14 protein-coding genes are annotated in these 15536 nt (G+C 35.4%); 7 read left to right on the forward strand and 7 right to left on the reverse strand.

Translation table 11 applies throughout. The features are described 5' to 3' along the window. Positions 1-12: 12 nt before the first annotated feature. The 4 genes from O5637_RS10535 (at position 13) to O5637_RS10550 (ending at position 4804) form a co-directional block, all read left to right on the forward strand. Complete coding sequence (locus tag O5637_RS10535; RefSeq protein ID WP_269604922.1) at positions 13-1359, forward strand: CPBP family intramembrane glutamic endopeptidase; 1347 nt, start codon at positions 13-15, stop codon at positions 1357-1359. Positions 1360-1509: 150 nt separating this feature from the next. Next, the gene (locus tag O5637_RS10540) at positions 1510-1908 is read left to right on the forward strand and encodes a hypothetical protein (RefSeq protein ID WP_269604924.1); all 399 of its coding nucleotides are present in this window, start codon (positions 1510-1512) and stop codon (positions 1906-1908) included. 8 nt (positions 1909-1916) lie between these two features. Next, the gene (locus O5637_RS10545; protein ID WP_269604926.1) at positions 1917-3713 is read left to right on the forward strand and encodes a peptidoglycan D,D-transpeptidase FtsI family protein; all 1797 of its coding nucleotides are present in this window, start codon (positions 1917-1919) and stop codon (positions 3711-3713) included. A 92-nt stretch (positions 3714-3805) separates the two neighbouring features. Further along, positions 3806-4804, forward strand: coding sequence for a transaldolase (locus tag O5637_RS10550; protein WP_269604927.1), 999 nt, complete (start codon positions 3806-3808; stop codon positions 4802-4804). A 3-nt stretch (positions 4805-4807) separates the two neighbouring features. On the opposite strand, the gene O5637_RS10555 is transcribed toward O5637_RS10550, so the two are convergent. From O5637_RS10555 to O5637_RS10575, 5 genes are all read right to left on the reverse strand, one after another. Next, the gene (locus tag O5637_RS10555; RefSeq protein ID WP_269604929.1) at positions 4808-5938 is read right to left on the reverse strand and encodes an NAD(P)/FAD-dependent oxidoreductase; all 1131 of its coding nucleotides are present in this window, start codon (positions 5936-5938) and stop codon (positions 4808-4810) included. Further along, complete coding sequence (gene frr, locus O5637_RS10560) at positions 5935-6483, reverse strand: ribosome recycling factor (protein WP_269604930.1); 549 nt, start codon at positions 6481-6483, stop codon at positions 5935-5937. Before frr ends, O5637_RS10555 begins: the two co-directional genes overlap by 4 nt. 51 nt (positions 6484-6534) lie before the next feature. Next, complete coding sequence (gene pyrH, locus O5637_RS10565; RefSeq protein WP_269604932.1) at positions 6535-7248, reverse strand: UMP kinase; 714 nt, start codon at positions 7246-7248, stop codon at positions 6535-6537. Positions 7249-7345: 97 nt separating this feature from the next. Then, entirely contained in the window at positions 7346-8038 is a 693-nt protein-coding gene (gene cobO / locus O5637_RS10570) for a cob(I)yrinic acid a,c-diamide adenosyltransferase (protein WP_269604933.1), read from the reverse strand. Between the two features lie 98 nt (positions 8039-8136). After that, positions 8137-9294 (reverse strand): site-specific integrase, encoded by a 1158-nt coding sequence (locus O5637_RS10575; protein ID WP_269604935.1) that lies wholly within the window; start codon positions 9292-9294, stop codon positions 8137-8139. Positions 9295-9365: 71 nt separating this feature from the next. On the opposite strand from O5637_RS10575, the gene hemH reads away from it, so the two are divergent. From hemH to O5637_RS10590, 3 genes are all read left to right on the forward strand, one after another. After that, positions 9366-10541, forward strand: a complete 1176-nt coding sequence (gene hemH, locus O5637_RS10580) for a ferrochelatase (protein WP_269604936.1) — start codon at positions 9366-9368, stop codon at positions 10539-10541. A 145-nt stretch (positions 10542-10686) separates the two neighbouring features. Continuing rightward, positions 10687-12450 (forward strand): biosynthetic-type acetolactate synthase large subunit, encoded by a 1764-nt coding sequence (gene ilvB, locus O5637_RS10585; RefSeq protein WP_269604937.1) that lies wholly within the window; start codon positions 10687-10689, stop codon positions 12448-12450. Positions 12451-12521: 71 nt separating this feature from the next. Continuing rightward, positions 12522-12812, forward strand: coding sequence for a nuclease (locus tag O5637_RS10590; RefSeq protein ID WP_269604939.1), 291 nt, complete (start codon positions 12522-12524; stop codon positions 12810-12812). 460 nt (positions 12813-13272) lie between these two features. Here O5637_RS10590 and O5637_RS10595 read toward each other — a convergent pair whose 3' ends face one another. Both O5637_RS10595 and O5637_RS10600 read right to left on the reverse strand, forming a co-directional pair. Continuing rightward, the gene (locus tag O5637_RS10595; protein ID WP_269604941.1) at positions 13273-14160 is read right to left on the reverse strand and encodes a Tab2/Atab2 family RNA-binding protein; all 888 of its coding nucleotides are present in this window, start codon (positions 14158-14160) and stop codon (positions 13273-13275) included. 24 nt (positions 14161-14184) lie between these two features. After that, positions 14185-15399 carry a S1 RNA-binding domain-containing protein gene (locus O5637_RS10600; protein WP_420063715.1) on the reverse strand — a complete coding sequence of 405 codons (1215 nt, stop codon included), beginning with the start codon at positions 15397-15399 and terminating at the stop codon, positions 14185-14187. Positions 15400-15536 lie beyond the last annotated feature (137 nt).

Below are 15536 nucleotides of genomic sequence, written 5' to 3' on the forward strand. Positions count from 1 at the left end.
CAAGTTGATTTTATGAGACAAGCCAAAACTGGATGGAAATGGGCTATCGCTCTATTTTCATTGCTTTTAACTTTTTTAATATGGCGTCAAGGTTTGCAAGAAAGCTTTGAACGACCCTCTGTAGCTCCAAAGATTTCTTTGATGCAAACTGAGATGGCAGTATCAGCCACTTCATCTTTACCTGAAACAATACAAGATGTATTTTTAGGTTCAGCACCTCAAAAAAAACTTTATCAAGCTCTCAGTGTAATTCCTTTGGAACAAATTGAGGATAGACAGAGACTGTTATTAGCAGTTCTGGAAGAGTCTGAGAATGAGCAAGAATTGATTCTGAAGAATGGTTTTAATGATAAAAACTTTGAAACAGTTAGAAGTTATATTTTAGATAGGCAAGAAGGTAAAGAACTAAATACATTTCCTGATTTTGATGAGATTGAATTAGACCCTTTACTTTATCAGGTTTCATGCTCTGCTTTGGGATTCTCTGATCAAAAGTGTATTAATCAAAAATATAACTCCCGTTGTGCCATAAGGCTTTTGATATCACAACTTTTGCCATTTTTTACTTCTTTTATAGGGGTTGTATTATTAATTAGGTATGCTTTGATTTTTCTAAGAAAGAAAAATACTCCATGGCCAGAAGTTATAGCTCCTCCCTTGTCATTAATAGATATGGTTCTACTTATTTCAGGCGGTTTTGTTGTTATTGGTGAAGTTGTTTTTCCCGCTCTAATTGTACCAACAACTGATTTATTGTTTAATAATTTAGCCTCTCCATTAAAAGAGTCTTTAAGAGTATTTATTGGCTACTGTTCAATGACTATAGGTCCTTTATTTATAATTAGATATCAATTAATGGGCGTAGTTTCTTCTGGAGTTGATGGAGGATGGTTGCAATGGAAAATCAAACCAATCAAAGAAGGACTTTTTAAATCAATAAGTGGATGGTTAATGGTTATGCCTTTAGTGCTGCTTGTTGGATGGCTAATGAATGAAATTATTGGTGACCAGGGTGGAAGTAATCCATTGTTAGAACTGGTTTTAGGTAGTGATGAATTTATCCCATTGCTTTTCCTTTTGATTACGACTGTCGTTTTGGCTCCAGTCTTTGAGGAGTTAGTTTTTAGAGGTATTCTTTTGCCTGTATTGGTATCCAAAGTTGGCAAAATCAGCGGAGTTTTATTCAGTGCCTTGATCTTTGCTTTGGCTCATTTAAGTATAGGGGAATTACCTCCTCTATTCGTTTTAGGAATTGGTCTTGGTTTAATGAGATTGAGTTCAGGAAGGCTATTTCCTTGTGCACTTATGCATTCTCTTTGGAATGGAGTGACTTTTATTAGCTTATTGTTAGTAGCTTGATATGAAATAAAAAAAACATCAGTATTTCATCTCTTGCAGTTGCTTAATCAAGGTGTTTGACTTGAATTACTTTTGAATTTTGATTTGGTTAGTCGCACTCCATATAAACAAAAAGTAGGACAATTTCAAAAAAAGAAGTTGCCCAAGGGTTTGTTAAATAGTCTTTTCTCGTCAAAGCCGGTTCAACGAAAATTTTCAATTCAATCTGCTCTTCATATTGTTTTAGATGGTGCATTACTAGGCATACTCATGACAGTGGCGATAATGTCATCCGTTGCTCTTCACTCTCAATATTTGTGGACTAAATCTTTTACTAAACTTGAAACTACTAGGGATTTGAACCGAAGGATATTGGAATCAACTTCAATTCTTGAAAGCTACCTATTGAAAAATCAAAAGTTGGCTAGACATTTAGTTTCGACTAAAGCTGAAGATCTTTTATATGTGGACAGACCAAAACCTGAAGAAACAAAAAAACTATTCGATATGACATTTAAAAGTAAATTACTAGAGAGAATATCTTCTTTCCCTATTAAGTCAGGTTATTAATAATTTACATGAGAAGTATTAATTCTAGAAAGAAGAGAAAGAGTTTTAAAGTGAAAACTCTTTCACCCCTATCTCAGTCTAGATTTAGAATTATTTTTCTTTTGTTATGTCTTGGACTTGGGGGGCTTTCTTTAAGAGTAGGTTGGCTTCAACTATTTCGGTCTGAGCAATTAAGAGCTCTTGCACGTGAAGTTCAAACAGAACAAAAGAACCCTTTGGGAACACGTCGATCTATTTTAGATAGAAATGGAAAGCTTGTCGCAATAGATGAGAGACGCTTTAAGATTTGGGCACATCCAAGGTATTTTAAGTTTCCTGGTGATTCATCTAGGACAGTGCGTAAGCCAGTGGAAGTAGCAAAACTTCTCTCTTCGCCACTATCCAAAAGTGTTGATGAGATCCTAAACAAATTAGGAAATTATTCTTCAGGGGTAAAACTTGCAGATGGTGTAACGCCTGAGAAGGCTAATACAATTAAGAAACTTGGGATAAGTGGTATTGATTTGGAGGTGTATCCTCAAAGGCTTTATCCTCATGGATCACTTTTTGCAAATGTAGTTGGTTTTTTGGATTTAGATAGAAGACCTCAGGCTGGATTGGAATTAAGTTTAGATAGAGATCTAAAGCGTCTAGAGAAAGCAAGTGTAATCAGAAGAGGAGCTGATGGAACCCCTTTACCTATAGGTGTTCAACGTGGTGTTTTTGATGAGGATCAACTAAGTCTACAATTAACATTAGATGTAAGGCTACAAGAGGTAGCCGTTAAAGAAATAAGTAAGCAAGTAAAGAAGTGGAAAGCAAAAAAAGGTGTGGTAATCGTAATGGATATAGATACAGGAGAACTTCTGGCATTGGCTTCTACACCAACTTATGATCCAAATAAATATTGGGATTATTCTCCATCTCTTTTTAAAGAATGGTCAGTGCAAGAACTTTTTGAACCTGGTTCTACCTTTAAGCCAATTAATTTGGCATTGGCATTGGAGGAGGGAGTTATAAGCCCTAAGGGAGAAGTCAATGATGATGGTCTAATTACAGTAGGAGGATGGCCTCTCTCTAATTGGGATCGAAAGCCCAATGGGATATTGACTTTCCCTGAGGTATTACAAGTCTCAAGCAATGTAGGTATGGTTAAGATCATGAATAAATTGAATGCGAGTAATTACTGGCAATGGTTAAGGCGCTTAGGTATTGATGAAATCCCAGAGACTGATCTTCCAGGAGCAGTCTCTGGGCAAATAAAATCAAAGCAGACTTTTGTTAATCAACCGATAGAACCTGCGGTAGCCTCCTTTGGTCAAGGCTTTTCTATTACTCCGCTTAAATTAGCTCAATTGCATGCTTTGATTGCAAATGGTGGCAGACTTGTTAAGCCTCATATCACTAAAGGCCTTAAAGGTGATTATGAGTCGTATTTCAATACTCCTTCAGAATCTAAGCAGATTTTATCTCCTGAAGTTACAAATACTGTTCTTGGATGGATGGAAACAGTGGTGTCCTTTTACGATGAAAGTGGTATTGAGGTAAATGTTCCTGGCTATCGAATTGGAGGGAAAACAGGTACGGCACAAAAATCGCAAGATGGTTTTAACTATAATTCTAAAATTTGCAGTTTTGTTGCAAGTCTTCCTATCGATGATCCTCGCTTTGTCGTTTTAGCAGTTGTTGATGACCCCCAAAAGCCAAATGCCTATGGATCAACTGTGGCTCTCCCTGTGGCAAAGAAAATTATTGAGACTTTGCTTGTGATTGAAAAAATCCCGCCAAGTATTTCTAAAAAAGAGCATTTAGCTATCAAAAGCTAAGAGATGGCTAAATTTTTCCAAAAGTACTAATTAAAGGGTGAAATCTATTACAAATATAGCTAGTCTATGACATATGAAAGACGTTTTTAATTATGGAATCCCTTCTTAATCAGTTATCCTCAATGACTGTAGTTGTTGCTGATACGGGTGATCTTGAAGCGATCAAAAAATTTCATCCCAGAGACGCTACAACAAACCCTTCTTTGATTCTCGCGGCCGCACAAATACCTGCTTATCAAAATTTAATTGATCAAGCACTTACTACTTCAAGAGAAATGTTAGGAGCCAGTGCTTCCAATACTGATGTGGTTAAGGAAGCTTTAGATGAACTTTGTGTTGTCTTTGGGAAAGAGATTTTGAAATTAATTCCTGGCCGTGTTTCAACAGAGGTTGATGCTCGGCTAAGTTTTGATACTGATGCCACTATTGCAAAAGCAAGAAAAATAATTGCTAAATATAATCATGATGGTATTTCTAACGATCGGGTTTTAATCAAAATTGCTTCTACTTGGGAGGGGATAAAAGCTGCTGAGGTATTGGAAAAAGAGAATATTCATTGCAATCTAACTTTATTGTTTAATTTTTATCAAGCAGTTGCTTGTGCTGAGGCAGGTGTAACGCTTATTTCACCATTTGTTGGAAGGATTTTAGATTGGTATAAATCTGCGACAGGAAGAGATTCTTATCCAGCGTCTGAAGACCCAGGGGTCGTTTCTGTTACTAAAATATTTAATTATTTCAAGTCAAACGACTATAAGACAGAAGTTATGGGAGCAAGTTTCAGGAATATCGAGGAAATAACAGAGCTTGCAGGATGTGATTTGTTAACGATTTCCCCTAAATTACTTCAGCAACTTAATGAAGCATATTCGGACTTGCCAATTAAGTTAAATGCACAAAAACCTTTAGTCATTGATGAGGCAATTCATTTGGATCAGACATCTTTTGAACTAATGATGGCTGGAGATAAAATGGCTACGGAAAAACTTGATGAAGGAATTAGCGGTTTTAGTAAAGCAATTGATAAATTAGAAAATCAACTGAACGAAAGACTTGAGTTGATTGAAGGAGGAATTGCCCTGACTCTTTGAAATTTAATTTTGAAAGAGTAATCTCTTGATTACTCTTTTTGCAATATCTTCATAACTCATCTCACCTGAAAGAATTTGTGCAATTCTTTTTGGAGCAGTTGGTCTTTTTACTCCTAGTTGATATCCAGCTTTGGGAAAACGATAAAAAACTTGAGAAATTCTTTTACCCCAAGCCATAGAATTCCCCCATTTTTTTTTCATTGTTTTTGTGTATGCATCTAAACAATCGACTTCTGCATCTAACCAATAAATAAGGCTTTTTGCGGCTTCAAATCCACTCATCAAAGCAGGTCTTAATCCTTCTGCTAAAAAAGGATCACATAATGAGGCGGCATCACCAACCAGAAGAATTCCTTCTCCGTTTAAATTACTGTGGCCATTCCATATCCTTAGTTTTTTTTTATGACCAATTACTTCAGAAGGTTCAAAACCTAAATCAGGAAGAAATGTTTTAAGTATTTCATTAACTGGAACTGAATTTTTATCATCTAGAAAAGTTCCCATCCCAATATTTACTTCATTGTTTAATGGAAATGCCCATGCAAACCCATTTTTTACTAGGCCAAACTCAAATCTAGCAGTTTCATTCCCTAATTTCCCCCGCCTTTTAATTCTTCCTGAGAAAGTAGAGGCAAATTTTTGGTGATTTGGACCTAAATTAAAAGCTTTAGGCCATGGTGATTGAGAACCATCAGCAATAACAACTGCTTTTGCCTCTATTTGTCTCCCATCAAGAGCGGTGATATGCCAAATATTAGAATTTTTTTTTAAATCGACTACCTTAAAAGTAGTCAATAAATTACAACCAGAATTGAGTGCTTGATCTAATAAAAATGAATCAAGTTTTTCACGTTTAACTATCCAAAAAGGAGAAGATCCAGAGAGCTTAGCAACGACTTTGTCGGTATTACACCAACTAAACTCTACATTTGTTATTACCTCATCAACTATTGGTAAAAGTTCAAAAGGAAACCAATTTTGCACAGCAGCAGACATTCCACCTCCGCAGATTCTCAATGGAGAGGAAATATTTTTTTCAAGAATACATACCTTTTTATTTTTGCTAGCTAGATGAAATGCTGTAGTAGTGCCTGATACTCCCCCTCCAATAATGGCAACATCTATGAGGGTCAAACTTTTAAGATCTCAGCTTCTTTTTCAGAAAGTTTTTTTTCAATATCTTTAATAAAATTATCAGTCTCTTTCTGAATTGTTTCCTGTTCATCTCTGCTTTGATCTTCGGAAAGATCACCATCCTTTTCAGATTTTTTGACTCTCTCTATTGCATCACGGCGTATATTCCTTAGGGCAACTTTTCCTTCCTCTGCATATTTGGATGCGAGTTTGCAAAATTCTTTTCTACGCTCTTCAGTTAAAGGTGGAACATTGATACGAATTATTTTGCCATCATTATTTGGAGTAAAACCTAGATCACTTGTAGCAATTGCTTTTTCTATGGAGGCTAATGAGCCCAAGTCGAATGGTTGAATTGCTATCGTTTGAGAATCAGGAGTAGTTATAGTTGCAAGTGACTTTAGTGGAGTGTCAGTTCCATAGTATTCGACTGATATTCTGTCTAATAAGGACGTATTTGCTCTTCCCGTCCTGATGGTATTGAAATTCCTCTGAGCTGCTTCAACAGACTTTCTCATTGTGGTTTTTAGCTCTTGGTTTGACATTTAGATAAAGCTATTGCGAAGGGATCATTAAAAAGTTGCAGAAAATTAATGTTAACTTGAATTAGATATTCTTGATCCAATTGGTTCGCCAGAAATAGCCTTAGCAATATTCCCAGGTTGGAAAATATTAAAAACAACTATAGGGATTTTATTATCTTTGCAAAGAGCAATAGCAGTGCTATCCATGACTCCTATTTCGTTGGCTAATACATCTTGAAATGTGAGATTGTCATATTTGACGGCATCAGAGAATTTCTTTGGATCTCGATCGTAAACCCCATCAACTTTAGTAGCTTTGAAAACAACTTCTGCGTTGATTTCAGCTGCTCTAAGCGCAGCAGTGGTATCAGTTGTAAAAAATGGATTACCACACCCACCTCCAAAAACCACAACCCTCCCTTTCTCAAGATGTCTTATTGCTCTTCTTCTTATGTATGGTTCTGCAATCTGTTGCATGTCAATAGCAGATTGAACTCTTGTGGGAACCCCAGCTCTTTCTAATCCATCTTGAAGTGTTATTGCATTCATTACGGTTGCAAGCATTCCTACATAGTCAGCAGTGGCTCTATCCATTCCTGCAGCGGATCCTTTTAGACCTCTGAAAATATTTCCACCGCCAACCACAATTGCTATTTGCGTGCCTTTTTCAACCACTTTTGAAACATCCTTGGCAATAGATTGAACTATTTCAGGATCAATTCCATAAGGTTTTTCTCCCATAAGAGCTTCACCACTGAGTTTTATAAGCGCTCTAGAGTATGCCATTAAAAATTCATAACAAATTGACAGTAGCAAGTCCTGGGAGAACGTCTTTAAATCTGTATTGGATCCCTTGCGATGGAAATATTTTCATGATTAAAGATTAATATTCGATTCCTTTTTGTGCTTTTACTCCCTGCTCTCTAAAGGGATGATGGATTAATTTCATTTCTGTCACAAGATCAGCCGAATCGATTAATTTTTTTGAAGCTCCTCTTCCAGTCAAGACTACATGTGTAAGTTCTGGGCGCAAATTTATGCCATTTATAATTTCATCTTCATTTATATATCCAAGTTTTATTGCAACAATGATCTCATCTAGAATTATAAGTTTATAATTTGGGTCTTTGATATAAGAGATCGCCTTTCTCCAACTTGACTTAACCAAATTTATATCTTTATTTCTATCTTGTGTTTCCCACGTGAAACCTTCCCCACACGCATGAAACTTTAATTTGTCCCCAAATATTTTCAGAGCTAATGACTCACCTGGTTCCCATCCACCTTTGATAAATTGAATAATTGCAACTTTGTAGTTATGACCAATAGTCCTTAATCCCATACCAAGAGCTGCTGTTGTTTTGCCTTTCCCTTGCCCAGTATTAATCATTATTAGACCTTTTTCTTGATTTCTTTCTTTCAATCTTTTTGTCTGAACTTCTTTCCTCTTCTTCATCCTTTCTCGATATTTTTCTTCGGTAATATTTGGTATTAAATTACCACCCATTCCTATCTTTTCTGCACTCTCATCTAAGTTATTAAGTATTGAATCTTTATTTGGAATTTTATTTTTCATTTCTTTATTTTAACGAACATACTTGAATTATATAAGTTATGCTAAAGAATAATTTGTAGAAATCAAATAGCTATAAATATTAATTATTCTTTTTGCTATTATTTGAATCTAGATAGAGCATTATCAACAGCAATTTGCTGATCTCTTCTTGTTATCCAATGATGATAGGTTTTTGTATGTATTGACACTGAGTGTCCCATCATTTTTGCAGCTACAGTATTTGGTAGGCCTATTAGGATTGTTCTAACTGCCCATGCATGTCTTAAATCATAGGGAGTAAAAGATATTTTATATCTTCTAAATTGCTCAGATACTCTTCTTCCGATATGTTGAAGAGTTGTCTCTTTTAAATTTGTTTTAATTTCTGGGAGTAAAACTGAAGTATCAGTTATGTTTTCCAGCTCAAATAAACCAACCCATTCAGGATGAAATGGCCAAACTTGATGCTCTCCTGTTTTTGTATTTGGGAAAACACGAAGTATTTTATCCCCACCTTTTTTTAAACACGATAAATCACTAAAAAAGACTTCATGATTTCTAAGCCCATAGGCTGCCATTAGACCAAAAACAAATCTCCATTTTGGGTTTGGTATTAATTTAAAGTTATTAATGATTTCTTCATCGCTAGGTAATTTTCTAAAATTAGATTCGTTTATTCCATAACCACTTTGAAGTAGTTTCCAGTTCTCAGGTAGCTCTAATTTAAGATGTCTGGCTAAAGCACTTAAAGCAATACCACATTGTTGCCTGCTCCTTGAATTTTCTTTGTAACTTAAAAGGATTTTCACTAGAAGCTCCCCGTTTAATGTAAGAGTCGATTTATGACTTACTTCAATTAATCTGTTTAAATATGGTTTGTAAGCAGACTGCCAAGTGCTTCTCATCCCTGCTGGTGATTTGCTCCTAGATGTCTCAGAAAAAAATTGTTTTTTAAAGCTTTCTATTTCATTGCTTACTTCTATTTTATTAGTCTTTGTTGATGAGATGGCTTTTTCTTTAATCCAATTAGACCAGCAAAATTGGTTTTTTTTAAGTTGAAAATCAATTAATTCTATAGCTTTTCTAGCCTCTTCGAGACCGTTATTGTTGTATGGAAGTTTAAGACTGATTCTTTGAACTTTAGAAAAATCATGAGATTTCTTGTCTGGCAAAGAACCACGAATATTTAAAACTTTACCCCTTTTCTCAATTCTTAAATTGATTCCTTTTGATTCAAGATCTTGATTGATATCTAGTAACTTTTGATTCTCGTCCATGATCCTGTAAATTTAGCTAGCTTTACTTTGATAAGGGTTTGTATAACCTTTTATAAGGAGTTTTTTCTAAAATGGCTCGGGTTGGTGTCCTCTTATTAAATCTCGGAGGTCCTGAGAGGATTAAGGACGTAGGCCCGTTTTTGTATAATTTATTTTCTGATCCAGAGATAATTCGTTTGCCAGTTCGTGCTTTTCAAAAACCTCTGGCTTGGCTTATAAGCTTATTAAGAAGTAGTAAATCACAAGAGGCATATAGATCGATTGGAGGCGGATCACCTTTACGTCGTATTACCGAGCAGCAGGCAAGAGAACTTCAAAGTTATCTTAGAAATATAGGAATAGACGCTACAACATATGTTGCTATGAGGTATTGGCATCCTTTCACTGAGTCAGCAGTAGCGGATATGAAGGCTGACGGTGTTAGCGAAGTTGTTGTTTTACCTCTTTATCCCCATTTTTCTATAAGTACAAGTGGATCCAGCTTTAGAGAATTGAAAAGGTTAAAAGATGCTGACTCTGAGTTTGCAGGATTATCAATTCGTTGTATTCGTAGTTGGTTTGATCATCCATCCTATGTTTCTTCAATGGCTGAATTAATAAAGAAACAAATATTAGCTTGTGATTTACCCCAAGAGGCCCACGTTTTTTTTACGGCACATGGTGTTCCAAAAAGCTATGTAGAAGAAGCTGGAGATCCTTATCAAGATCAAATACAGAACTGTTCACTTTTGATTATTGACCAGCTTGAAAATGCGCTTGAATTCAGCAATTCATTCTCGCTCGCTTATCAAAGTAGAGTGGGGCCAGAAGAGTGGCTAAAACCATATACCGAAGAAGTATTAGAAAAACTTGGAAAATCCGGTGTTAAGGAACTTGTCGTGGTCCCAATAAGTTTTGTGAGTGAGCATATTGAAACTCTCCAAGAAATTGATATTGAGTATAAAGAAATTGCTCAGAAAAATGGAATTGTTAATTTTAAAAGAGTTCAAGCTCTTGATACCTATCCGTTGTTTATTGAAGGATTGGCTGATCTTGTTTCTTCTTGCTTAAACGGCGAGGGGATTAGTTTAGAGGAAGCATCGAAATTGCCAGAAAGAGTAAAACTTTATCCTCAAGAGAAATGGCAATGGGGTTGGAATAACAGCTCTGAAGTTTGGAATGGAAGAGTTGCAATGATTGTTTTTCTTTGTTTCTTGATGGAATTAATAATTGGGGATGGACCTTTACACCAAATAGGTTTGCTTTAAAGAATTAAAATAACTATTTGTGTTGATTAATTTGATAATCAGCTTCCTATTAAAACTTAGAGAATTTAATTAAATCTTTGCTTAATTTAGTTTAATTGAAATTATTCATACTAAGATTTATTGTTAGTTTAGATTTTCTTCTGCCGTGACCCTGATTTCTAAGCCTAACCAAATAGGAGATTCAGGAACACAAACTCAAAATGAGATCTCAGGAGCTGACGCCCTGATGGATTCTCTTCGTAGGCATGGAGTAGATACTATTTTTGGATATCCAGGTGGAGCTATTCTCCCAATATATGATGCCGTTTTTAAAGCAGAACAAGAGGGGTGGTTAAAACATATTCTTGTTCGACATGAGCAAGGTGGAACTCATGCCGCAGATGGTTTTGCTAGAGCGACTGGGAAAGTAGGTGTTTGTTTTGGTACATCAGGTCCTGGAGCTACGAATCTAGTCACAGGGATAGCCACCGCTCAGATGGATTCTGTTCCTCTTGTCGTCATAACAGGACAAGTCCCTAGACCTGCTATTGGTACTGATGCTTTTCAAGAAACAGATATTTTTGGGATAACACTTCCAATTGTTAAACATTCATGGGTCGTAAGAGATCCATCTGAAATTGCAAAAGTTGTAGCGCAAGCTTTTCTTATTGCCTCATCGGGGAGACCAGGACCTGTTCTGATTGATATACCAAAAGATGTTGGACAAGAGATGTTTAAATATCTTCCTGTTGAACCAGGTTCAATAAAGCCACCAGGATTTGAATTACCATTCGCGCCGGAACATAAAGCTATAAGAGCAGCCTTAGATTTAATTGAAAATGCTGAGCAACCACTCCTTTATGTTGGAGGGGGTGTTATTTCTTCGGGGGCACATGAAACTCTTGCCGCGATTGCTCATAGATATCAAATACCCGTAACAACAACTTTAATGGGAAAGGGTGCGTTTGATGAACGTGAGCCTTTATCTGTTGGGATGCTAGGTATGCACGGAACAGCTTATGCCAATTTTGCTGTTACTGAATGTGATTTGTTGATTGCTATTGGAGCAAGATTTGACGACAGAGTTACTGGTAAATTAGATACTTTTGCTCCTAAAGCAAAAGTAATTCATTTTGAGATTGATCCGGCTGAAATAAATAAAAATAGAGTAGTTGAAGTTTCTGTATTAGGTGATGTTGGAATTAGCCTTGTTAAATTATTAGATCTCAGTAATCAAAGAAAAACAAATCCAAGAACTTCCAACTGGCTTAACAAAATTAAAAACTGGAAAAATAATTTTCCTTTGATAACTCCCCCTAAAGAAGGAGAAATTTATCCACAGGAAGTGTTAATAGCGTTAAGAGATTTGGCACAAGATGCTTACATTACAACTGATGTTGGACAACATCAGATGTGGGCAGCTCAATATTTGTTGAATGGACCAAGGCAATGGATTAGCAGTGCTGGACTTGGAACAATGGGTTTTGGAATGCCCGCTGCAATGGGAGTCAAAGTTGCTTTACCTAAGGAGCAAGTAATTTGCATCGCCGGTGATGCAAGTATCCTCATGAACATTCAGGAGCTTGGAACTATTGCTCAATACAAATTGAATATAAAAGTAATTATAATTAATAATCATTGGCAAGGGATGGTTAGGCAATGGCAAGAAAGTTTTTATGATGAAAGATATTCTGCCTCTAACATGTCTGTTGGGGAACCTGATTTTATTTCGCTATCTAAGGCTTTTGGGATTGAGGGTATTGTGATTTCTGAAAGAGACAACTTAATCCCTGAACTTCACAAAGCATTGGCGAATGAAGGACCAGTTCTTGTTAACGTAAATGTTAGAAAAGGTGAAAATTGTTACCCCATGGTGCCACCCGGGAAAAGTAATGCTCAAATGGTTGGTATACCTGAGATTAAGAAATAATCTAAAACCTTTTTATGAATAAATTTTTTACAAAGATTTTAATATTATTAATTTCGTTTTTTTGTTTTTATTTGGAAGTTGATGCAGCTGAAATCTTGCAAGTGACTAGCTCGTCTGTTTTGCTTATTGGAGATCATAACCGTACCTATACTGTGAAATTAGCATGTACAGAAATCAGCCCTGATTTAGAAGAGAAATCTCAAAAGTGGCTCAAAAAACAACTGCCAAGACATACAAAAGTAAATTTAAAACCAAAAGGATCGGTCGATGGTATCCTTGTCGCTAAAGTTATTCCTTTTGATAGTGATATTGACATAAATGAGAAATATATAAATGAAGGATTTGCAACAAATAAATGCTAAATTAATTATAAAATGCTATTTACATTTATTAGTTTTTTTAGATTAATTACTTTTAAATAGATTTTAGTCCAGCTTGAAGAGCTAAGGTGTTTCTCATGTCAGTAATTACTTTAGGGATACAATATTATTTATTTATCCATAAGATTTGATATCACTATTTCTTTATTAGAGAATCATTGATTTTAGGCTTTAAATTTAATATATTATTAGTTTGAATTACTTTATGGCTATGTACTTGCTGCTCCTAATGAATATAGGAAGTAGATTTATTTGGTTTTCTAATTCTTTAGGTGCATTATTATTAGATTTATTGGTAAAATAAATATATAAAATTATTTTCTCTTAATAGATCAGATTGATGAAAATTTAACATCCTTATAAGTTAATAAACCATTGTTTTTTTATGAATCTATTTTTAAGCAGATAAATTTACTTGAACTGTGTCCTTAGAGAAAATGGTTTAAATTTCTCCAATATCCTTTAGCATCCAAAACCCATCTAGAGAATTTTCTTCAGGGCTTTTTTGAACTGAAATAAATTGAAGACCATCTGCATTTAGCTTTGTATTTAGAAAATTATTCTCAATAGCTTGTTTTGCTTCTTCTTCGACATCAGTTACCAACCATCTATCAGCTTGCCCTGCTTCTAAAATTATTTGGGTGCCTTCTATTAAAAGCCTTGCTGGCTCAAGTCCCCCAAGCCAAGCGGCAAGTGCTAAGGATCTTTTTGAACTAAAAAGTCTAATACCTGGAATAGAAATATTTTGATTAATTGAATCTTTTATGGGAATTAACTTGGAGAACTCTATTGCCCATTCATCAGCCTCTTTAAGTGTATTTAGAGATAGGGAAGCAAAACTCCAGGAGTCACCTCTTACTTCCTCTGGTAATGGGATCGCTTGGTTTGTAATTGGGTTTGAAGGAGGAGCAAGATTTACGCCGGTATATCCTTTTTGCTGAGGATAAAAACTCCTTTCTCTATCAATAAGCCATTCCAATAATGAATATGTTCTTCTGCTTGAAATAAGTTCAATTCCTATTTGCTCTGCTGCACGTTTTATCATTGTTTTCATAGAGGAACGCCAGCAACGAATAACGGAAGGTTTATTCCAACCTTGTGAAGATGCTTCATCAATAGCTTCTTCTAATGCGTCTTTTAACCAAATAGAGTTAACACTTGATGCTGGACATATTTTTTCCCATTTAAATGTTTTCGTATCTTTGAAATTATTTGTAGATGTAATTAGTAATTCCCATCTTTTTTTTCCATTTTCATCAATTATTGGGCGGGAATAAAAGTCTATTTCCCATTCTGCCTTTTTTAATTCAGATTCTTTTGAAGCGATCACAATCTCTTTTTCTTAAATGTAAAGTTATGAGGATAAGTTGATGTCTTTCTCTTCCTTATGAGGATCAACTTTTTCTTTATTCAAACTATTTCTTGCTTTAATTGCTCTCTCATTTGCCTCTTCCATAACTTTTGCTTTATCGGTAATAAGTTCTCCTGGAGGCCCCTCTAGAAGAGCTGTATTTAATCCGATTCGTCCCCGGGAAGGATCTAAATCAGTTACTAAAGCCTTGATGGATTCGCCTGTTTGAAAAACTTCTCTAAGGCTTCTCATGCTTCCATTGGTTACCATTGAATGATGCAACAAACCACTGACGCCCTTCAAATCAACAAAAAAACCATAAGGTTTTATGGTTAAGATTTCACCCTCGATTAATTGTCCAATCTCTAATTCGGAAAATCTTGAAGCAATTGCAGCTTTCTTTTCGGATAGTACAAGTTTTCTTCTTTCTGGATTTACCTCTAAAAAAGCAGTATTAATTGTCTTTGAAACAAGAGATTGATGATTCTCTCCATCTTCAAGTTGAGATCTAGGAATAAAACCTCTTAAACCTTCGAAGTCGCAAGTAACACCACCACGGTTAAAGCCATTTACCTTAACTCGAATAACTTTTCCTTCTTTTGCAAGATTTTGAACTTTGTTCCAACTTTTTCTTAGTTCTAATGCCCTACAACTGATTGTTACCATCCCATCTGCATTTTGTTCTCTGGTGACAAGAACTTCGACTGTTAATCCTTTTGGGAAGCGCTCTTTTAAATTTGTAATTACACCTAGACCGCATTCATTTTTCGGCATAAATCCAGGAGCTTTTCCACCTATATCTACATAAATACCATCACTTTCAACTGCTATAACTGAACCTTTTGCAATTTCTCCTGTTGTCCCGATTGGTTGATTTTCTTCTAAGGCTGCTAAGAATTCGTCTTCATCAAAATCAAATTCATCAACGGTTCTACTTTTTTGATTAAAAACATTTTGATCATCAAAATCTTCAATATTTTTTTTATAGTCAGAATTTTTTTCAGATCTAAGAAGATCTTCCATTGTGGTTGCCTGGAAACTATCGCTAGAGTCTTCCTGTATTAACTTTTGCTGTTCAGGTGCCTTATTTAATTTAGAAATTTCTTTTTTAGCTAGAACTTTTTCATCAAATCTTTTATCTTTAGTTTGTTCAGATAATTCTTTATCAGATGATCCTTCATTAATTAATTCTTCCTCAGTCTTTCTACTGATATGCATAACCTGCAATGGTTTGCGCGGTGCATTTATTGCCGGCCTTGGGGAGTCGCTTTTTTAGGCTGAGGATCTGACCCGGCCATAATACCCTTCGTAGTAAGTGAAACATTCTTACAGTCAAGGGTAAGTTGTTTTTTAAT

This window comes from Prochlorococcus marinus str. MIT 0917 (assembly GCF_027359575.1).
Classification (GTDB): domain Bacteria; phylum Cyanobacteriota; class Cyanobacteriia; order PCC-6307; family Cyanobiaceae; genus Prochlorococcus_B; species Prochlorococcus_B marinus_D.

Bases quoted from the DNA above. Each gene is read 5' to 3' on its own strand.
- O5637_RS10535 (WP_269604922.1), top strand. From the start codon at position 13: ATGAGACAAGCCAAAACTGGATGGAAATGGGCTATCGCTCTATTTTCA.
- O5637_RS10545 (WP_269604926.1), top strand. From the start codon at position 1,917: ATGAGAAGTATTAATTCTAGAAAGAAGAGAAAGAGTTTTAAAGTGAAA.
- O5637_RS10550 (WP_269604927.1), top strand. From the start codon at position 3,806: ATGGAATCCCTTCTTAATCAGTTATCCTCAATGACTGTAGTTGTTGCT.
- frr (WP_269604930.1), bottom strand. From the start codon at position 6,483: ATGTCAAACCAAGAGCTAAAAACCACAATGAGAAAGTCTGTTGAAGCA.
- pyrH (WP_269604932.1), bottom strand. From the start codon at position 7,248: ATGGCATACTCTAGAGCGCTTATAAAACTCAGTGGTGAAGCTCTTATG.
- cobO (WP_269604933.1), bottom strand. From the start codon at position 8,038: ATGAAAAATAAAATTCCAAATAAAGATTCAATACTTAATAACTTAGAT.
- O5637_RS10575 (WP_269604935.1), bottom strand. From the start codon at position 9,294: ATGGACGAGAATCAAAAGTTACTAGATATCAATCAAGATCTTGAATCA.
- hemH (WP_269604936.1), top strand. From the start codon at position 9,366: ATGGCTCGGGTTGGTGTCCTCTTATTAAATCTCGGAGGTCCTGAGAGG.
- O5637_RS10600 (WP_420063715.1), bottom strand. From the start codon at position 15,399: ATGCATATCAGTAGAAAGACTGAGGAAGAATTAATTAATGAAGGATCA.